General features: G+C 73.2%; 2 protein-coding genes (1 of these 2 running past the window's edge). Both read left to right on the forward strand.

What is annotated here, in order from left to right; translation table 11 throughout:
* A complete protein-coding gene (locus tag ACZ5GH_RS27435) occupies positions 1-14,784 on the forward strand; it encodes a non-ribosomal peptide synthetase (protein WP_464336880.1) in 14,784 nt (4,927 codons plus the stop codon).
* Positions 14,784-22,003, forward strand: the 5' portion of a protein-coding gene (locus ACZ5GH_RS27440) for an amino acid adenylation domain-containing protein (RefSeq protein ID WP_464335541.1). Its footprint extends 1,162 nt past the window's final position; 7,220 of the gene's 8,382 nt are visible here — the first part of the coding sequence; its start codon is at positions 14,784-14,786; its stop codon lies off the right edge, out of view. The genes ACZ5GH_RS27435 and ACZ5GH_RS27440 overlap by 1 nt, the downstream gene beginning before the upstream one ends.

Genomic DNA, 22,003 nt, shown 5'->3' on the forward strand with positions numbered 1-22,003 from the left:
ATGCAGGTCGCCACCGCCGACCTGGTGGCGGCGCTGGAGCGGGCCCTCGACGGCGGCGCGGACACGCCGCTGCGCTCGGTGGACGTGCTCTCCGCGCGGGAGCGCTCGCAGGTGCTGACCGAGTGGAACTCCTCGGCGGTGGACCTGGGTCCGGCGCTGGTACCGGAGCTGTTCGCGGCCCAGGCGGCCCGTACGCCGGATGCGGTGGCCGTGGTCGCCGACGGCCACGAGGTGTCGTTCGCGGAGCTGGACGAGCGGGCGAACCGACTCGCCCGGTACCTGGAGGGACAGGGCGTCGGAGCCGAATCGGTGGTCGGCGTCTGCCTGCCCCGGGGCGTCGAGGCCGTGGTCGCGATCCTCGCGGCCTGGAAGGCGGGGGCGGCGTTCCTGCCGATCGACCCGTCGTACCCCGTGGAGCGGATCTCGTTCATGCTCGCGGACAGCGGCGCCGTGCTGACGCTGACCGACGAGGACCTGCTGGGGGACCTGCCGGCCGGCCGGGCGCGGATGGTCGCGGTGGACTCGGCCCTGATGGACGTCCAGCTGTCGATGCTGCCCGCGACCGCTCCCGAGGCACCGGTGTCGGGCGACGGCCTGGCGTACGTGATCTACACCTCGGGCTCGACGGGCCGGCCGAAGGGCGTGGCGGTCGCGCACGGCGCGCTGGCCAACTACGCGCTGTGGGCGGCCGGTTCGTACCGGACCGAAGGCGGCGCCCCGCTGCACTCCTCGCTGGCCTTCGACCTGACGGTGACCAGCGTGGTGGTGCCGCTGATCTCGGGCGCGCGAGTCGTGGCGAGCGGTGAGGGCGGCGCCGAGGGGCTGGCCGAGCTGCTGCGCTCCACGGACGGCGGTTTCGGCCTGGTGAAGGCCGTTCCCGCCCACCTCCCGCTGCTGTCCGAGCTGCTGACGGACGAGCAGGCCGCGGAGGCCGCGGGCACCTGGGTGGTCGGGGGCGAGGCGCTGCCGGGCCCGGTGGTGCGGGCCTGGCTGGAGCGTGCGCCCCGGTCGGTGGTGGTGAACGAGTACGGCCCGACGGAGGCGACGGTCGGCTGCTCGGTGTTCGAGGTCCGGGCCGGGGACGAGGTCGGCGCGGTGGTGCCGATCGGCCGCCCGACCGCGAACACGCGCCTGTACGTGCTGGACGCCGCGCTGCGCCCGGTGCCGGTGGGCGTCGCGGGTGAGCTCTACCTGGCGGGCGCCCAGCTGGCGCGCGGCTACGTCAAGCGTCCCGGTCTGACGGCCGAGCGCTTCGTCGCCAACCCCTTCGAGCCGGACGGCGCCCGGATGTACCGCTCGGGCGACATCGCCCGCTGGCGCGCCGACGGCCGGCTCGAGTACCTGGGCCGGGCGGACGAGCAGGTGAAGGTCCGCGGCTTCCGGATCGAGCCCGGCGAGGTCGAGGCCGCGATCGCCGGACACCCCCGGCTGGCCCGGGTCGCCGTGATCGCCCGCGAGGACGTGCCGGGCGACGTGCGCCTGGTCGCCTACGTCGTCGCCGACGACCAGGACGAGGACGCGAGCGCCCTTCCGTCGTCCGTCCGGGAGTTCGCCGCGCGTCGCCTCCCCGAGCACATGGTGCCGTCCGCCGTCGTGGTGCTGGACGCGCTGCCGCTGACCGGCAACGGGAAGCTGGACCGCAAGGCCCTGCCCGCGCCCGAGCTCTCGGGCGGCGCGGGGGCCGGCCGGGCGCCGGCGAACGAGCGCGAGCAGGCGCTCTGCGACGCGTTCGCCGAGGTCCTGCGGGTCTCCGAGGTCGGCGTCGACGACGACTTCTTCGCCCTCGGCGGCCACTCCCTGCTCGCCGTCCGCCTCACCAGCCGGATCCGGACGGTCCTCGGCGTCGAGGTGGAGGTCCGCGACCTCTTCGAGGCCCCGACCGTCGGCGGCCTCGCCGCCCGGCTCGCCGGCGCGCAGGCGGCCCGGCGGGCGCTCACCCGCCGGGAGCGCCCGGAGCTGGTGCCGCTCTCCTTCGCCCAGCGGGGCCTCTGGTTCGTCAGCCGACTGGAGGGCCGGAGCGCGTCCTACAACATCCCGGTGGCGGTGCGGCTGACCGGGGCGGTCGACCGCGCGGTGCTGGACGCGGCTCTGCGCGACGTGATCGGCCGGCACGAGGCGCTGCGGACGGTGTTCGTCACCGTCGACGGCGAGCCCTACCAGCAGGTCGTCGCCCCCGACGACCTGGCGTGGGAACTGGAGGTCGTGGACGTTCCCACGGCCGACCTGGAGGACGCGGTCTCCGCCGCGTTCGACCACCCCTTCGACCTGGCCGGGGAACTGCCCTTCCGCAGCTGGCTGTTCCGCGGCGGCGCGGACGTCCACGTCCTGGTCGTCGTGATGCACCACATCGCCGGCGACGGCTGGTCGAGGGCGCCGCTGGCGCGCGACCTGTCGACGGCGTACGCGGCGCGCAGCGCGGGCCGGGCGCCGGAGTGGGAGCCGCTGCCGGTGCAGTACGCGGACTACGCGCTGTGGCAGCGCGAGCTGCTGGGCGACGAGAACGACTCGGACAGCCTGCTGTCGCGCCAGATCGACTTCTGGCGCGCGAACCTCGCCGGCCTCCCCGAGGAACTCGACCTGCCGGCCGACCACCCGCGGCCCGCCGTCGCCTCCCACCGCGGGCTCAGCGCCTCGCTGGACGTCCCGGCGGACGTGCACGCCCGGCTCGCCGAGATCGCGAGCGCCGAGGGCGTGACCATGTTCATGGTGCTGCAGGCGGGCCTGGCCGTCCTGCTGAACCGCCTCGGTGCCGGCGCGGACATCCCGATCGGCGCGGTCAACGCCGGCCGCACGGACGAGGCGCTGGAGGACCTGGTCGGCTTCTTCATCAACACCCTGGTGCTGCGCACCGACCTGTCCGGTGACCCGCTGTTCACCGACGTCCTGGGGCGGGTGCGCGAGACGAGCCTGTCGGCGTTCGAGCACCAGGACGTCCCGTTCGAGAAGCTGGTCGAGGAGCTGGCGCCGTCCCGGTCGTTGTCCCGGCACCCGCTCTGCCAGGTGTTGCTGTCGGTGGAGAACACGGCGGACGCCGAGCTGGACCTGTCCGGCATCGAGGCCGGCGAGCTGTCCGCCGGGACGACGGTGTCGCGGTGTGACCTGTGGGTCGGTGTCCGCGAGGCCTTCGACGCCTCCGGGGCGCCGGCGGGCCTGCGCGGCTCGCTGGTCGCGTCGGCCGACCTGTTCGAGCCGGAGACGGTGGCGCGGCTGGTGTCCTGGTTCGGGCGCGTGCTGGCCGCGGTGGCCGAGGACCGTCAGGTGCGGCTCAGCGCCGTGGACGTGCTCGGCGACGCCGGCCGCCGCCGGGTGCTGGAGGAGTGGAACGACACCGCGACCGGCGTCGAGGCGGCCACGCTGCCCGAGCTGTTCGAGGCGCAGGTGGCGCGGACGCCGGACGCGGTCGCGGTGGTGTCCGACGGCGAGGAGCTGTCGTACGCGGAGCTGGACGCCCGCGCGAACCGGCTGGCGCGGCTGCTCGTGGGCCGGGGTGTCGGTCCGGAGTCCCTCGTCGGTGTGGTGATGGACCGCGGTGCCGACCTGGTCGTCGCGCTGCTGGCGGTGGTGAAGGCCGGCGGCGCCTACCTGCCGATCGACCCGGATTACCCGGTGGAGCGGGTGGCGTACATGCTCGGCGACGCCGCGCCGTCGGTGATCGTCACTTCGGGGGAGGCGGCCGAGGTCCTGCCGGCCTCCGTCCTGGTCCCGCTGGTCGTGCTCGACGAACCGTCGGTGGAGCGGGAACTCGCGCGCCTCGACGCCGCGGCCCTGTCGGACGGGGAACGCTCGGGCCACCTGTCGCCCTCGCACCCGGCCTACGTGATCTACACGTCGGGGTCGACCGGACGGCCCAAGGCCGTGCTCGTGACCCACCGGGGAATCGGGACGCTGGCCGCCGCCCAGGTGGACCGCTTCGGCGTGACCGCGACCTCGCGGGTGCTGCAGCTGGCCTCGCAGAGCTTCGACGCGGCCGTCTCCGAGGTCTGCATGGCGCTGCTCTCGGGTGCCGCGCTCGTGATGGCCGGCGCGGACCGGCTGCCGCCGAAGGGGCTGCTGAGCGACGCGCTGGCGGAGTTCGGCGTCACCCACGCGACCGTGCCGCCGTCGGTGCTGGCCACGGTGGAGCGGCTGCCGCGGAGCCTGCGCACGCTCGTCGTGGCGGGCGAGGCCTGCGCCCCCGAGCTGGTCGAGCGGTGGGCGCCGGGGCGGCGGATGGTCAACGCCTACGGTCCGACCGAGGTCACCGTCTGCGCGACGATGAGCGAGCCCCTCGACGCGGACGGTCGGGGCCCGGTGCCGATCGGCCGACCGATCGCCGGCGCGAAGGTCTTCGTGCTGGACCGGCACCTGAGGCCTGTGCCCGAGGGCGTGCCCGGCGAGCTGTACGTGGTCGGCCCAGGGCTGGCCCGCGGCTACCTCGGCCGACCGGGGCTGACCGCGGAGCGCTTCGTCGCCTGCCCGTTCGCGGACGGGCGGATGTACCGGACGGGCGACCTCGCCCTGTGGACGGCCGACGGCGAGCTGGTGTTCGTGGGCCGGGCGGACGAGCAGGTCAAGGTCCGCGGGTTCCGGATCGAGCCGGGCGAGGTCGAGACCGTCCTCGCCGGCCACGACCAGGTCGGCCGGAGCGCCGTGGTCGTCCGGGAGGATCGCCCCGGTGACCGGCGCCTGGTCGCCTACGTCGTCCCCGACCAGGACACCGTCACCGAGACGTCCGGTCTCCCGGAAGCGGTGCGGAAGTACGTGGCGGCGTCGCTGCCGGAGTACATGGTGCCGTCGGCTGTCGTGGTGCTGGACGCGCTGCCGCTGAACGTGAACGGCAAGCTGGACCGCAAGGCCCTGCCGGCTCCGGAGTACACGACCGGCGCGGGTCGTGGCCCGGCGACCCTGCAGGAGGAGCTGCTCTGCGCGGCGTTCGCCGAGGTGCTGGGCCTGGAGGGCGTCGGCGTCGACGACGACTTCTTCGACCTCGGCGGCCACTCGCTGCTCGCGGTGAGCCTGGTGAGCCGGGTGCGTTCGGTCCTGGGCGTCGAGGTGCCGGTGCCGGTGCTCTTCGAGGCGCCGACGGTGGCGGGGTTGGCGGCCCGGCTGTCGGGTGCGGACCGGGCCCGGGCGGCGCTGGTGGCGGGGGTGCGTCCGGAGCGCGTGCCGCTGTCGTTCGCGCAGCGCCGGCTGTGGTTCATCAACCAGCTGGAGGGGGCGAGCGCGACGTACAACGTGCCGGCGGTCATCCGGCTGTCGGGCGAGGTGGAGCGTGAGGCGCTGGCCGCGGCGTTCCTGGACGTGCTGGGGCGGCACGAGGTGCTGCGCACGGTGTTCCCGGTCGTGGACGGTGAGCCCTACCAGCGGATCCTGGGTCCGGAGGAGCTGGACTGGGAGCTGGTGGTGTCGGAGGTGGCGCCGGGGGAGCTGCCGGCGGCGGTGGACCGGGCGCTGGAGCATGCTTTCGACCTGTCTTGTGAGGTGCCGTTCCGGGCGTGGCTGTTCGAGGGTGGTCCGGGTATGCGGGCGCTGGTGGTGGTGATGCACCATGTGGCGAGCGACGGCTGGTCGAGGGGTCCGCTGGCGCGTGACCTGTCGACGGCGTACGCGGCCCGGTCCGCGGGCCGGGCGCCGGAGTGGGCGCCGTTGCCGGTGCAGTACGCGGACTACACGCTGTGGCAGCGTGAGCTGCTGGGCGACGAGAACGACCCGGCCAGCCTGATGCACGCTCAGCTCGGCTACTGGCGTGAGGCTCTGGCGGGTGTGCCGGAGGAGTTGGCGCTGCCGTTCGACCGTGCGCGTCCGGTGGTGGGTTCGCACCGTGGGCACCAGGTGTCGGTGGAGGTTCCGGCGGCGGTGCACGCGCGTCTGACGGAGGTTGCGCGGGCTGAGGGTGTGACGCCGTTCATGGTGTTGCAGGCTTCGCTGGCGTTGCTGTTGTCGAAGCTGGGTGCGGGGACGGACATCCCGATCGGTTCGGCGAACGCGGGCCGTACGGACGAGGCGCTGGACGATCTGGTCGGGTTCTTCATCAACACGCTGGTGGTGCGGGCGGACCTGTCGGGTCAGCCGACCTTCCGGGAGTTGTTGGGGCGGGTGCGGGAGCGGACGCTGTCGGCTCTGGCGCACCAGGACGTGCCCTTCGAGCGGCTGGTGGAGGAGCTGGCGCCGGCCCGTTCGATGGCCCGCCACCCGCTCTTCCAGGTCGTTCTGACGACCGAGAACACCATCGAGGCCGTTCTCGATCTGCCGGGCCTCCAGACCGGTGACGAGACTGGTGAGGAGCCCGTCGGGACGACCGCCGGCGGGAACGCCGACACGACCGTTCACGAGTCCGCGGCGAAGTTCGACCTCGACGTCATCGTCACCGAGATGTTCGACGGTGAGGGTCGTGCGGCGGGTGTGCGGGGCACGGTGACGGTGTCGGCGGATCTGTTCGAGCCGGTGTGGGCGGGGCGGATCGCTTCGGCCTGGGTCCGGGTGCTGGACGCGGTGACGCGTGATCCGGGTGTGCCGGTGGCGCTGGTGGACGTCCTCGACGACGCCGAGCGCGAGCGGGTGCTGGGCGGCTGGAACGCCACGGAGGAGGAGGTTTCGGCGTCCTCGGTGGTGGAGTTGTTCGAGGCGTGGGTGGCGTCGTCGCCGGATGTGGTGGCGGTGGTGGCCGGTGGTGAGCGGGTGTCGTTCGCGGAGCTGGACGCGCGGGCGAACCGGTTGGCGCACTTCCTGGTGGCTCAGGGTGTGGGTGCGGAGTCGGTGGTGGGTCTTGCCCTGCCGCGTGGTGTGGAGATGATCGCGGGGATCCTGGCGGTGTGGAAGGCGGGTGCGGGTTACCTGCCGGTCGACCACGCGCAGCCGGCGGACCGGGTGGCGTTCACGATGAAGGACAGCCGGGTGGCGCTGGTCGTCACGACGGACGAGATCCTCGGTGAGCTGCCGTCGGTCGGGGTCCGGTTGGTGGCGATCGACGCGACGTTCACGGCGATGCAGTTGGCCGCCCTGCCCACGACCGCTCCCGGGGTGGCGGTTGCCGGGGATGGTCTGGCGTATGTGATCTACACGTCGGGTTCGACGGGTCGTCCGAAGGGTGTGGCGGTCACGCACGGCGGTGTGGCGAACTATGTGTCGTCGGTGCCGGGTCGGGTCGGGTTCGGTGTGCCGGGCGGGCGGTATGCGCTTCTTCAGGCGCAGGCCACGGACCTGGGGAACACGGTGGTGTTCGCGAGCTTGGCGACGGGTGGTGAGCTGCATGTCCTGGAGGAGGGGGCGGTCACTGATCCGGCGCGGGTGGCGGCGTATCTGGCCGAGCAGGGGATCGACTTCCTGAAGGCGGTGCCCTCGCACCTGGCCGCTCTGGCGTCGGTGGCGGGTGTGGGGGGTGTGCTGCCGGGGCGTTCGCTGGTGCTGGGTGGTGAGGCTGCCGCGCCGGAGCTGGTGCGCGAGCTGGTCGAGCGGGCGGGTGAGCGGGGGGTGTTCAACCACTACGGCCCGACCGAGACGACGATCGGTGTCGCGACCACGCGGCTGACCGTGCAGGACGGCACTGTGGTGCCGGTGGGTGCGCCGGTGGCGAACACCCGGTTCTATGTGCTGGACGGGTTCCTGCGGCCGGTGCCGGTGGGTGTGGCGGGTGAGTTGTATGTGGCGGGCGTGCAGGTGGCGCGTGGCTATGTGCAGCGGCCGGGGTTGACGGCGGAGCGTTTCGTCGCGAACCCGTTCGAGTCGGGTGTGCGGATGTATCGCACGGGTGACCGGGTGCGGTGGACGGCTGATGGCCGGGTGGTGTTCCTGGGGCGTGCGGACGAGCAGGTGAAGGTCCGTGGGTTCCGGGTGGAGCTGGGCGAGGTCCAGGCCGGGATCACCGCGCATCCGCTGGTCGGGCAGGCCGCGGTGGTGGCCCGGGAGGACGTGCCGGGTGATGTGCGTCTGGTGGCGTATGTGGTGGCGGACGATCCGGACGAGGACGCGTCGGGTCTGCCGGCCGCGGTGCGGGAGTTCGCGGCGCGTCGTCTGCCCGAGCACATGGTGCCGGCCGCGGTCGTGGTCCTGGACGCGATCCCGTTGACCGGCAACGGCAAGCTCGACCGCAAGGCCCTGCCCGCGCCGACCTACGGCGGCTCGGCCGCCGGTGGTGGCCGTCGGGCTGCGGGCCTGCGCGAGGAACTGCTGTGCCTGGCCTTCGCCGACGTGCTGGGCCTGGAGAACGTCGGCGTCGATGACGACTTCTTCGACCTCGGCGGCCACTCCCTCCTCGCGGTGCGGCTGGTCAGTCGGATTCGTACCGTCCTGGGCGTCGAGACCGACATCAGGACGCTGTTCGAGGCGCCGACCGTCGCGGCCCTCGCCGCCCGCCTCGCGGACGCCGACACGGCCCGCACCCCGCTCACGCGGATGCCCCGCCCCGACCACCTCCCGCTCTCCTACGGACAGCAAAGGCTCTGGTTCATCAACCAGTTGGAGGAGTCGAGCGCCTCGTACAACATTCCGGTGGTGCTCCGACTGTCCGGTGACACCGACCGGGAGGCGCTCAACACCGCCTTCCGTGACGTGATCGAGCGGCACGAGTCGTTGCGCACCGTGTTCCCGTCCGTCGACGGCGAGCCCCACCAGCGGATCCTCGAACTCGGCGACCTGGACTGGGCGCTCACGATCATGCCGGTGGCGTCGGCCGACCTGGAGCGCGAGGTCGAGCGGGCAGCGGAGTACGCCTTCGACCTGACCCGCGAAGTGCCCTTCCGCGCTTGGCTGTTCGAGACGGAAAGCGACGCCGATCCGGTGCTGGTCGTCGTCCTGCACCACATCGCCAGCGACGGCTGGTCGACGGCGCCGCTGGCGCGCGACCTGTCGACGGCGTACGCGGCGCGCAGCGCGGGCCGGGCGCCCGCGTGGGAGCCGCTGCCGGTCCAGTACGCGGACTACGCGATCTGGCAGCGCGAGCTGCTCGGAGACGAGAACGACCCGGACAGCCTGATGGCCGGCCACGTCGCCCACTGGAAGCACGCCCTGTCGGGGATCCCCGAGGAGCTCGCTCTCCCGACCGACCGCCGCCGCCCCGTCGTGTCCTCGCACCAGGGGCACGCCGCATCGCTGCGGATCCCGGCGGATGTCCACGCCCGGTTGACGGAGTTGGCGCGAGCCGAGGGCGCGACGATGTTCATGGTCGTGCAGGCGGCCCTCGCCGTCCTGCTCAACCGCCTCGGTGCGGGCACCGACATCCCGATCGGCGCTGTCAACGCGGGCCGTACCGACGAGGCGCTGGACGAGCTGGTCGGCTTCTTCGTCAACACGCTGGTGGTGCGCACGGACCTGACCGGCGACCCGACGTTCACCGACGTCGTCGCCCGGGTCCGGGAGGCGGGGCTCTCCGCCTTCGCGCACCAGGACGTGCCGTTCGAGAAGCTGGTGGAGGAACTGGCACCGGCCCGTTCGATGGCCCGCCACCCGCTCTTCCAGGTGTCGCTGACGCTGCAGAACAACCAGGAGGCGGTGCTGGACCTCGGCGGTTCGCACGCCCGGGGATCGGTTCCGTCGGCCGGTGTGGCGTCGAAGTTCGACCTCGAGGTCGGCGTCGGCGAGGCCTTCGACGCCGACGGGGCTCCGGCCGGGCTGTACGGCGGTGTCGTCGCCTCGGCGGACCTCTTCGAGGCGGAGACGGTCGAGCGGCTGGCGGAGCGCCTCGCGCGTGTCCTGGCCGAGGTGGCCGCAGACCCGCACGTGTCGCTCGGTGCGGTGGAGGTGCTGGCTCCTGAGGAGCGCCGTCGTTTGTTGGTGGAGTGGAACGACACGGCTGTCGGGGGTGTGGTGTCGACGTTGCCGGCGTTGTTCGAGGCGCGGGTGGCGTCGGTGCCGGATGCGGTGGCGGTGGTCTTCGAGGGTGTGGAGGTGTCGTTCGCGGAGTTGGATGCGCGGGCGAACCGTCTGGCGCGGTTGCTGATCGGCCGGGGTGTCGGTGCGGAGTCGGTCGTCGCGGTGGCGTTGGAGCGCGGCGTGGAGTTGGTGGTGGCGCTGCTGGCGGTGGTGAAGGCCGGTGGGGCGTATCTGCCGGTGGACCCGTCCTATCCGGCGGAGCGGATTGCCGTGGTGTTGGAGGATGCGGCTCCGGCCGTGGTTCTGACGGCGCGGTCGTTCGACGGTGTGGTTCCGGCCGCGGCTTCGGTGGTGGTGCTGGACGAGTCGGGCGTGGTCGAGGAGTTGTCGGGTCTGCCGGGCACGGTTCCGGGTGTTCGGGTGCTGCCGTCGCAGCCGGCGTATGTGATCTTCACGTCGGGGTCGACGGGTCGTCCGAAGGGCGTGGTGGTGCCCCACGAGGGCATCGTGAACCGTCTGGCGTGGATGCAGTCCCGCTATGAACTGTCGTCTTCCGACCGGGTGTTGCAGAAGACGCCGTTCGGGTTCGACGTGTCGGTGTGGGAGTTCTTCTGGCCGTTGCTGGAGGGCGCGACGCTGGTGGTGGCGCGTCCGCAGGGGCACAGGGATCCGGAGTACCTGGCCGCCTTGATCGCGGGGCGGGGGGTGACGACGGTGCACTTCGTGCCGTCGATGCTGGAGGCGTTCTTGGCGGAGCCGGCGGCAGTGGCGGCGGGTGCGTGCCTGCGTCGGGTGGTGTGTTCGGGTGAGGCGCTGTCGTTGGAGTTGCAGCAGCGGTTCTTCGAGGTCTTCGAGGGTGTGGAGCTGCACAATCTGTACGGGCCGACGGAGGCGTCGGTCGATGTCACGGCGTGGCAGTGCGTGCCGGGGCAGGCGGCTGGTGTGGTGCCGATCGGCGCGCCGATCGCCAACACCCGCCTGTATGTGCTGGACGCTCGGCTTCAGCCGGTGCCGGTGGGTGTGGCGGGTGAGCTGTATCTGTCCGGTGTGCAGTTGGCGCGTGGTTACGCGGGTCGTCCCGGGCTGACGGCGGAGCGGTTCACCGCGAACCCGTTCGAGGCGGGGGTGCGGATGTACCGCACCGGTGACGTCGCCCGTTGGAACGCGGACGGCCAGGTGGAGTACCTGGGCCGGGCGGACGAGCAGGTGAAGATCCGTGGTTTCCGGATCGAGCCGGGCGAGGTGCAGGCCGTCATCGCCGCGCACCCGCAGGTCACGCAGGCGGCCGTGGTGGCACGCGAGGACACGCCCGGCGATGTCCGCCTGGTCGCCTACGTCGTCCCCGTCGACGGTGCTGGCTCCGAACTTCCCGCAGTAGTGCGGGAGTTCGCCGCGCGCGGTCTGCCGGAGTACATGGTGCCGTCGGCGGTCGTCGTGCTGGACGTGCTGCCGCTGAGTGTGAACGGCAAGCTGGACCGCAAGGCCCTGCCCGCCCCCGCGTTCACCGCGGGCTCCGGCCGAGGCCCGGCGACGTTGCAGGAAGAGCTGCTGTGTGCGGCGTTCGCCGAGGCCCTCGGCCTGGAGAGCGTCGGCGTGGACGACGACTTCTTCGCCCTCGGCGGCCACTCCCTGCTCGCCGTCCGCCTGATCAGCCGGGTGCGCGTGGTCCTGGGTGTCGAGGTCCAGCTGCGGACCCTGTTCGAGGCGCCGACGGTCGCCGGGCTGGCGGCCCGCCTGACCGGCTCGGCCGGCGCCCGCCTCGCCCTGCGGGCCGGCGAGCGGCCGCAGCAGATCCCGCTCTCCTTCGCCCAGCAGCGGCTCTGGTTCATCGACCAGCTGGAGGGCCCCGGCTCGACCTACAACATCGCGTTCCGGGTGCCCCTCCCGGCCGATGTGGACGGCGAGGCGCTGAGCGCGGCGCTGCGCGACGTCATCGGACGGCACGAGATCCTGCGGACCGTCTACGCGGCGGGCGAGAGCGAACCGTTCCAGCGGATCGTCCACGCGGACGACCTCGCCTGGAACCTGCAGGTGGTGGAGGTCGCGCCGGACGCGCTGGACGAGGCGCTCGTCGAGGCCTCGGGCCACGCCTTCGACCTGTCGGCGGAGGTGCCGTTCCGCGCCACGCTGTTCGAGTCCGGGGCGGAGGAAAGGGTCCTGCTGATCCTGGTCCACCACATCGCCGCCGACGGCTGGTCCCAGGACCGGCTCAGCCGGGACGTCATGACCGCGTACGAGGCCCGGTCCGCGGGCCGGGCTCCGGAGTGGGCGCCGTTGCCGGTGCAGTACGCCGACTACACGCTGTGGCAGCGCGAACTGCTGGGCGACGAGGGCGACCCGGAGAGCCTGATTTCGCGCCAGATCGCTTACTGGCGTGAGGCGCTGGCAGGCCTCCCGGAGGAGCTGGTGCTCCCGGCGGACCGGCCGCGACCCGCGATCGCCTCGCACCGCGGTCACCGCCTGCCACTGGAGGTTCCGGCGGCGGTGCACGCGCGTCTGACGGAGGTGGCGCGGGCTGAGGGTGTGACGCCGTTCATGGTGTTGCAGGCTTCGCTGGCGCTGCTGTTGTCGAAGTTGGGTGCGGGGACGGACATCCCGATCGGTTCGGCGAACGCGGGCCGTACGGACGAGGCGCTGGACGACCTGGTCGGGTTCTTCATCAACACGCTGGTCGTGCGGACGGACCTTGCGGGCCAGCCGACCTTCCGCGAGGTGCTGGGCCGGGTGCGCGAGGCCACGCTGTCGGCCCTGGCGCACCAGGACGTGCCCTTCGAGAAGCTGGTCGAGGAACTCGCCCCTGCCCGCTCCCGTGCGCGGCACCCGCTGTTCCAGGTCCAGCTGGACCTCCAGAACAACGCCGGCGACAGGCTGACGGTGGATGCCGGGACACCGGCTGAGCCGACCGACGTCACCCCTGGCACTGCGGCGGCGAAGTTCGATCTGGAGGTACGGCTCACCGAGGCCTTCGACGCGCAGGGCGCCCCCGGCGGGCTGCGCGGCGTGGTGGTTGCGGCCGCCGACCTGTTCGACGCGGAGTCGGTCGAGCGGATCGCGTCCGCTCTGTTGCGAGTGCTGGACGCGGTGACGCGTGAGCCCGGCACGGCGGTGGACTCGGTGGACGTGCTGTCAGCGCGGGAGCGTTCGCAGGTGCTGACCGAGTGGAACTCCTCGGCGGTGGACTTCGGTTCGGTGCTGGTGCCGGGGCTGTTCGCGGAGCGGGTGGCGCGGACGCCGGATGCGGTGGCGGTCGTGGCCGACGGTGAGCGGGTGTCGTTCGCGGAGCTGGATGCGCGGGCGAACCGGTTGGCGCACTTCCTGGTGGGTCAGGGTGTGGGTGCGGAGTCGTTGGTGGGTGTCTGCCTGCCGCGAGGTGTGGACGCGGTGGTGGCGGTTCTCGCCGCGTGGAAGGCGGGTGCCGGTTATCTGCCGATCGATCCGTCGTACCCGGCGGAGCGGATCTCGTTCATGCTGGCGGACAGTGGCGCGGTGCTGACGCTGACCGATGAGGAGGTGTTGGACGAGCTGCCGGCGGGGCGCAACCGGTTGGTGGCGGTGGACAGCGCGCTGATGGTGATGCAGCTGTCCGCTCAGCCGGAGACGGCGCCTGTCGTCGAGGTGTCGGCGGACTCGCTGGCGTATGTGATCTACACGTCGGGGTCGACGGGTCGGCCGAAGGGAGTGGCGGTCACGCACGGCGGTCTCGCCAACTACGCGCTTTTTGCGGCGGGTTCGTACGGGACGGAGGGTGGTGCGCCGCTGCATTCGTCGCTGGCGTTCGACCTGACGGTGACGAGTGTGGTGGTGCCGCTCATCTCGGGTGCGCCGGTGGTGGTCAGCCGTGAGGGCGGGGCCGAGGGCCTGGCGCAGCTGTTGCGCGATGGCGGTGGTTTCGGTCTGGTGAAGGCGGTTCCGGCTCATCTCCCGCTGTTGTCCGGCATGTTGTCGGAGGGGCAGTTGGCGAAGGCGGCGGGCCGGTGGGTGGTCGGTGGTGAGGCGCTGCCGGCCGGTGTGGTGCGGGACCTGCTGGAGCGCGCTCCCGAGTCGGTGGTGGTGAACGAGTACGGTCCGACGGAGGCGACGGTCGGCTGCGCGGTGTTCGAGGTCCGCGCGGGTGATGAGGTCGGTTCGGTGGTGCCGGTCGGCCGCCCGACCGCGAACATGCGGCTGTATGTGCTGGACGACGGGCTGCGTCCGGTGGCGCCGGGTGTGGCGGGTGAGTTGTACATCGCGGGTGTGCAGTTGGCGCGCGGGTATGTCAGGCGCCCGGGTCTGACGGCTGAGCGTTTCGTCGCCAACCCGTTCGAGCCGGGTGTGCGGATGTACCGCTCGGGTGATGTCGCGCGTTGGCGTGCGGATGGGCAGTTGGAGTTCCTGGGGCGTGCGGACGAGCAGGTGAAGGTCCGTGGTTTCCGGATCGAGCCGGGTGAGGTCGAGAGCGTCGTCGCCGCGCATCCGCAGGTCGCGCGGGCGGCGGTGGTGGCTCGGGAGGACGTGCCGGGTGACGTGCGTCTGGTGGCGTACGTCGTCGCCGACGACGAGGCGTCCGCCGAACTCGCCGACACCGTGGTGGCGTTCGCGGCCAGGCGGCTGCCGGAGTACATGGTGCCGTCGGCGGTGGTGGTGTTGGAGGCGCTGCCGCTGACGGGCAACGGGAAGCTGGACCGCAAGGCCCTGCCCGCCCCGGACTACGCGGCCGGCGCGGGCACCGGCCGGGCCCCGGCGAACGCTCGGGAGGAGGCGCTGTGCGCGGCCTTCGCCGAGGTGCTGGGCCTGGAGGGCGTCACCGTCGACGACGACTTCTTCCAGCTCGGCGGCCACTCCCTGCTCGCCGTCCGCCTGGCCAACCGGATCAGGACGCTGCTCGGCGTCGAGGTGGAGATCGCGGCGCTGTTCGACACGCCGACCCCGGCCGGGCTCGCCGACCGGCTGGCGCAGGAGACGGCCCCCGCACCGGCCAGGCCGGCCCTGCGGCCGCGGCGCAACCAGGAGGAGTCCTGATGGTTCCCTTGTCATTCGCGCAGCGGCGGCTGTGGTTCATCTCCCAGCTGGAGGGCCCGAGCGCCACCTACAACGTGCCGCTGGTCCTCCCGCTCGGCGGGGGTACGGACCGGGAGGCGCTGAACGCCGCGTTGCGCGACGTGATGGGCCGGCACGAGGTGCTGCGGACGGTGTTCACGACCGTGGACGGCGAGCCGTACCAGAGCGCCCTGAAGCTCGACGACCTGGACTGGGAGCTCTCCGTCGAGGAGGTGCCCCGGGCGGAGCTCGACGCCGCGATCGCGTCCGCCGAGGCGTACGGCTTCGACCTGGCGGCCGAGGTGCCGGTCCGTGCCCGGCTGCTGGTGGTCTCGCCGCAGGAGCAGGTGCTGGTCGTGGTGTTCCACCACATCGCCTGCGACGGGTGGTCGACCGGGCCGTTCACCCGCGACCTCATGACGGCCTACCAGGCCCGCAGCGAGGGCCGGGCACCCGAGTGGGAGCCGCTGCCGGTCCAGTACATGGACTACGCGCTCTGGCAGCGTGACCTGCTGGGCGAGGCGGACGACCCGGACAGCCTGCTGCACCGGCAGACGGCGTACTGGCGGAAGGCGCTGGCCGGCCTGCCGGAGGAGTTGGCGCTGCCGGTCGACCACCCCCGCCCGGCCGCGGCCTCCTACCGGGGCCACCGGGTGCGGCTGGACGTCTCGGCGCAGACCCACGCCCGGCTGGTGGAGCTGGCGCAGGCCGAGGGCGTCACCGCCTTCATGGTGCTGCAGGCGGCCCTGGCGGTCCTGCTGAGCCGCCTCGGCGGGGGGACGGACATCCCCGTCGGCACGGACGTCGCCGGCCGCACCGACGAGGCGCTGGACGACCTGGTCGGCTTCTTCGTGAACACGCTGGTGCTGCGCACCGACCTCGCCGGCGACCCGACGTTCCGCGAGACGCTGCGCCGGGTGCGGGCGACCAGCCTGGCCGCGTACGGGCACCAGGACGTGCCGTTCGAGCGGTTGGTCGAGGAGCTGGCCCCGGCCCGCTCGCTGTCCCGGCACCCGCTCTTCCAGGTGATGCTGACCCTGCAGAACGCCGCGCGCACGGTGCGGGACGGCGAGCGCGTCGAGGTGTCCGCCGTCTCCGCCGCCGGGGCGTCGGTGGCCAAGTTCGACCTGGAGGTGTCGTTCACCGAGGTGTTCGGGCCGGACGGCACGCCGTCCGGGATCCGGGGCTCGGTGACGGCCGCCTCCGACCTGTTCGAGGCGGGGACGGTCCTGCTGCTCGCCGACTGCCTGGCGGGAGTGCTCGACACCGTGACCGGCAGCCCGGAGCTGCCGCTGAGCGGGGTGCGGATCACGGACGGCCCGGGCACCGTGGCGGTCTTCCCGGGCCGCCCCTCCGCCGACCCCGTCACCCCGTCGCCCGGCGCGGCCGCGGACCGCCGGCTGGTCGCCTACGTGGTGCCCGCGCCGGGCGCCGTGGTCGACCCGGCGGAGCTGCGCGCGTTCGTCCGGGAGCAGCTGCCGGAGTCGATGGTGCCGGCCGCGGTGGTGCTGCTCGACGAACTGCCGCTCACCGCGAACGGCAAGGTGGACACCAAGCGGCTGCCCGCGCCGCCGGAGTACCCGGCCGGCACCGGGCGGGGCCCGGCGAACCCGCGCGAGGAACTGCTCTGCGCCGTCTTCGCCGAGGTCCTGGAACTGGAGCGGGTCGGCGCGGACGACGACTTCTTCGCCCTCGGTGGCCACTCCCTGCTGGCGGTCCGACTGGTCGAGCGGCTGCGCGCGCAGGGCGTGACCGTGCCGGTGCGAGCGCTCTTCGAGACGCCGACCCCGGCCGGGCTGGCCGTGGTGGCGGGCACCGCCCGGGCCGAGGTGCCGGAGAACCTGATCCCGGCCGACGCGACCGTGATCACGCCCGAGATGCTGCCGCTGGTCGACCTCACGTCCGAGCAGATCGAGCGGATCGTCGCCACCGTGGACGGCGGCGCGGCCAACGTCGCGGACGTCTACCCGCTCGGGCCGCTGCAGGAGGGCCTGCTCTTCCACCACCTGTACGCCGACGGCGGCGACGACGCCTACGTGATGCCGGCGGTGCTGGAGTTCGACTCGGCGGACGCCCTGGACGCGTTCCTGTCGGCGCTGCAGAGCGTGCTGGACCGGCACGACGTGTTCCGGACCTCCGTCGTCTGGGAGGGACTGCCCGAGCCCGTCCAGGTGGTGTGGCGGCACGCGCCGATGGCGGTCACCGACGTCGTACCGGACCCGTCCGTCGAGGACCTCGCAGCCGGTCTGGTCGCGGCCGCGGGCCTGTCGATGGACCTGGGCCGGGCCCCGCTGCTCACGGTGCACCGGGCGGCCGTCCCGGGCAGCGGGCGCCGGCTGGCGCTGGTCCGGATCCACCACCTGGTGCAGGACCACATGGCGCTGGAGCTGCTGCTCTCCGAGGTCGGCGCCTTCCTCGCCGGCCGGGCCGCCGACCTTCCCGAGCCGCTGCCCTTCCGGAACTTCGTCGCCCAGTCCCGCGACGAGGCCGAACGGGCCGGTCACGAGAGCTACTTCGCCGAGCTGCTGGGCGACCTGGACGAGACCACCGCGCCCTACGGGGTCACCGACGTGCACGGCGACGGCGCCGGGGTGAGCCGCGGGGTGGTGCCCTTCCCGCCGGAGTCCGAGCGCCGGCTCCGTGCGGTCGCCCGCCGGCTGCGGGTGAGTGCCGCGACCGTCCTGCACGTGGCCTGGGCCCGGGCGGTCGGGGCGATGTCCGGCCGGGACGACGTGGTCTTCGGAACCGTGCTGTTCGGCCGGATGACGGCCGGATCAGGAGCCGGCCAGGTGCCCGGCCCGTTCATCAACACGCTGCCGGTGCGCGTCCGGACGGCCGACACCGGGGTCCTGGCGGCGGTGTCGCAGATGCGCGCCCAGCTGGCCCGGCTGATGGAGCACGAGCACGCCTCCCTCTCCACCGCCCAGCAGGCGAGCGGGCTCGCCGGGGAGACGCCGCTGTTCACCGCCTTCCTCAACTACCGCCACAACCCCGGCCGGGGCGCGGCGGAGGAACAGCCCGAGGAGCGGTCCGAGGACCGGGGCGTCCGCCTGCTGTACGCGCGCGAACGCACCAACTACCCGCTCGGCGTCGCCGTGGACGATGACGGTGACGGCCTCGCGCTGACCGTCGACGCGGTCGGAGCGATCGATCCGGAGGCGGTCGGCGCACTGGTGCGCACGGCCACCGAGCGACTGGTGGCGGCCCTGGAGCTCGCGCTGGACGGCGGCCCGGAAGCGGCACTGAGTGAGATCGAGGTCCTGGACGCCGCCGAGCGCCGTCTGGTCCTGGAGACGTGGAACGACACGGCGGCGCGGGTCGGCGCGGCCACCCTGCCGGAGCTGTTCGAGGCGCAGGCGGCGCGGACCCCGGACGCGGTCGCGGTGGTGGCCGACGGCGTGGAGGTGTCGTACGCGGAGCTGGACGCCCGCGCGAACCGACTGGCGGCACTGCTGGCGGACCGGGGTGTCGGTCCGGAGGCCGTGGTCGGCGTCGTGATGGAGCGCGGCGTCGACCTGGTCGTCGCCCTGCTGGCGGTGGTGAAGGCCGGCGGTGCGTACCTGCCGGTGGATCCGGAGTACCCGGCCGAGCGGATCGCCTACGTGCTGGCGGACGCGGGGGTGCCGCTGGTGCTCTCCCAGACGGCGGTCGCGGACGCGGTGCCGGCCGGTGTGCCCGTGCTGGCGGTGGACGAGCCCGGCGTGGTGCGGGAGTACGAGCGCGCCGCGGGTGTGCCCGCGGCCGGCGGCAACGCGGCGTACGTCATCTACACCTCGGGTTCCACCGGACGCCCCAAGGGCGTGGTGGTCCCGCACGGCGCGCTGGTGAACCACCTGGGCGCCGCGGGCCGGCGGCTGCGGCTGGGCGCGGGGGACCGGCTGCTGGCGGTGACGACGGTGTCGTTCGACATCGCGGCGCTGGAGCTGTTCCTGCCGCTGGTCTCGGGGGCGACGGTGGTCCTCGCGCCGCAGGCCGTGGTGCGCGATCCCGCCGCGCTGGCCGGACTGGCGCGGTCGTCGGGCGCCACGGTGCTCCAGGCGGTGCCGTCGCTGTGGCGGGCGCTGCTGGAGACGGACGGGTGGCCGGTCGCCGTACGGGCGCTGGTGGGCGGCGAGGCGCTGCCGCGCGAGCTGGCGCAGCGCTTCGCGGACCGGGGGATCGCCGCGGTGAACCTGTACGGGCCGACCGAGGCGACGGTCTGGGCCACCTCCGCCGAGGTGGTCGGCGGCGAGGTGTCGGTGGGCCGCCCGTTCGCCAACACCCGGGCGTACGTGCTGGACCGGGCGCTGCGCCCGGCTCCGGCCGGTGTGGCGGGCGAACTGTACCTGTCGGGCGCCCAGTTGGCGCGCGGTTACGCGGGCCGGCCGGGGCTGACGGCGGAGCGGTTCACCGCGAACCCGTACGAGCCGGGGGAGCGGATGTACCGCACCGGCGACCTCGCGCGCTGGACCCACGACGGGCAGCTGGAGTGCCTGGGCCGGGCCGACGACCAGGTGAAGGTCCGCGGCTTCCGGATCGAGCCGGGGGAGATCGAGGCCGCCCTTGAACGCCACGAGGACGTCGCCCGGGCGGTGGCGGCCGTGCGGAGCGACACCTCCGGCGACGCGTTCCTGGCCGTGTACCTGGTCCCGCGCGTCGGCCCGGCGGAGCCGGACCTCGCCGGGATCCGGGCACACCTGGGCCGGGAGCTGCCCGGCTACATGATGCCCTCCGCGTTCGTCGTCCTCGACGAGCTGCCACTGACCGCGAACGGCAAGGTGGACCGCAAGGCCCTGCCCGCGCCCGAGCTCGCCACCGGCTCCGGCCGCGGCCCGACGACCGTCCGCGAGGAGGTCGTCTGCGCCGCGTTCGCCGAGGTCCTCGGCCTGGAGAGCGTCGGTGTCGACGACGACTTCTTCGCCCTCGGCGGCCACTCCCTGCTCGCCGTCCGGCTGATCGGCCGGCTGCAGTCCCAGGGCGTGACGGTGTCGGTGCGGGCGCTGTTCGACAGCCCGACGCCGGCGGGCCTGGCCCGGTCGGACGGCCGGCGGCAGGTCGTGGTGCCGGAGAACCTGATCCCTGTGGGCGCGACCGCGATCACGCCGGAGATGCTGCCGCTGGTCGACCTGACCGCGGAGGAGGTCGAGCGGGTCGTCGCGACGGTGGACGGCGGCGCGGCCAACGTCGCCGACGTCTACCCGCTCGCCCCGATCCAGGACGGCCTGCTCTACCACCACCTGCTCGCCGACGGCGGCGTCGACGCCTACGTCCAGCCGACCGTCCTGGAGTTCGGCTCCGCCGAACTGCTCGACCGCTTCGCCGAGGCGCTCCAGCACGTCCTGGACCGGCACGACATCCTGCGCACCGGCATCGTCTGGGACGGGCTGCGCGAACCCGTCCAGGTGGTGTGGCGCAAGGCGGTGCTGCCGGTCCGCGAGGTGCCGGTGGACCCGCGTTCCGCGGACCCGGCGGCCGCACTGACCGAGGCGGTCGGACGGACCATGGACCTCTCGCGGGCGCCCCTGGTCGAGCTGTACACGGCCGACGGACCGGACGGCCGCCGGCTGGGCCTGGTGCGGGTGCACCACATGGTGCAGGACCACACCGCGCTCGCGGTGCTGCTGGGCGAGATCGAGGCCTTCCTGACCGGCCGCGCCGACGAACTGCCGGAGCCGCTGCCGTTCCGCGACTTCGTCGCCCAGGTGCGCGGCGGCGTCCCGCGCGAGGAGCACGAACGCTACTTCGCCGGGCTGCTGGGTGACGTCACCGAGCCCACCGCCCCGTACGGACTGACCGACGTCCAGGGCGTCGGCGCCGAGGCCGAGCGCGCCTCCCGGCCGCTGGCCCCCGAGCTGGAGGCGAGGCTGCGCTCGGTGTCGCGCCGGCTGGGCGCCAGCGTGGCGACGCTGATGCACCTCGCGTGGGCCCGGGTGGTCGGCGCGGTCAGCGGCCGGGACGACGTGGTGTTCGGCACGGTGCTGTTCGGCCGGATGAACGCCGGCGCGGGCGCCGACCGCGTCCCCGGCCCGTTCATCAACACGCTGCCGGTGCGGGTGCGGACGGGCGAACTCGGCGTGCTGGACGCGGTGTCGGCGATGCGCGGCCAGCTGGCGCAGCTCCTCGAACACGAGAACGCGCCGCTCGCCGTGGCCCAGCAGGCCAGCGGACTCACCGGCGGCGCACCGCTGTTCACCTCCTTCCTCAACTACCGCCACGCCGCCGGGGTGGACGGGCCGGCGTCCGGAGAGCCGGAGTCTGTGCCGGAGTCGGAGTCTGTGCCGGAGTCGGAGCCGGCCCGGGACGAGTCGGCCGGGATCCGGACCCTGGTCTCCCGGGACACCAGCAACTACCCGCTCGCGCTGTCCGTCGACGACAACGGCCGGGTGATCCGGACGGCGGTGGACGCCGTCGCGCCCGTCGACCCGATGGCGGTCGTCGCCCTGGTGGGCACGGTCGTCGAGGGACTGGTGTCGGCCCTGGAGGCGGCGTTGGACGGTGAGTCCGATGCGGCACTCCACACCGTTCAGGCACTGGACGAGGCTGAGCGCCGTCGTTTGTTGGTGGAGTGGAACGACACGGCTGTCGGGGGTGTGGTGTCGACGTTGCCGGCGTTGTTCGAGGCGCGGGTGGCGTCGGTGCCGGATGCGGTGGCGGTGGTCTTCGAGGGTGTGGAGGTGTCGTTCGCGGAGTTGGATGCGCGGGCGAACCGTCTGGCGCGTCACTTGGTCTCGCAGGGTGTGGGTGTGGGTTCCGTGGTGGGGGTGTGCCTGGAGCGCGGCGTGGAGTTGGTGGTGGCGCTGCTGGCGGTGGTGAAGGCCGGTGGGGCGTATCTGCCGCTGGATCCGGAGTATCCGGCGGAGCGGGTCGGCTACGCGGTGGAGACGGCGGGTGCGCGGGTGGTGGTGTCCACCGGTTCGCTGGCGGGTGTGCTGCCCGTCGGTGTGGTGCGGGTGCTGGTGGAGGACCCGGCCCTGGCTGGGCTGGACGACGGTCCGCTGGATGTGGTGGTGCTGCCGTCGCAGCCGGCGTATGTGATCTTCACGTCGGGGTCGACGGGTCGTCCGAAGGGTGTGGTGGTGCCGCACGAGGGCATCGTGAACCGTCTGGCGTGGATGCAGTCCCGTTATGGACTGTCGTCTTCCGACCGGGTGTTGCAGAAGACGCCGTTCGGGTTCGACGTGTCGGTGTGGGAGTTCTTCTGGCCGCTGCTGGAGGGCGCGAC

The organism is Kitasatospora sp. Xyl93, assembly GCF_055383135.1.

Excerpts from the sequence above, each read along its gene's own strand:
- ACZ5GH_RS27435 (WP_464336880.1), top strand. The coding sequence starts at position 1 with ATGCAGGTCGCCACCGCCGACCTGGTGGCGGCGCTGGAGCGGGCCCTC.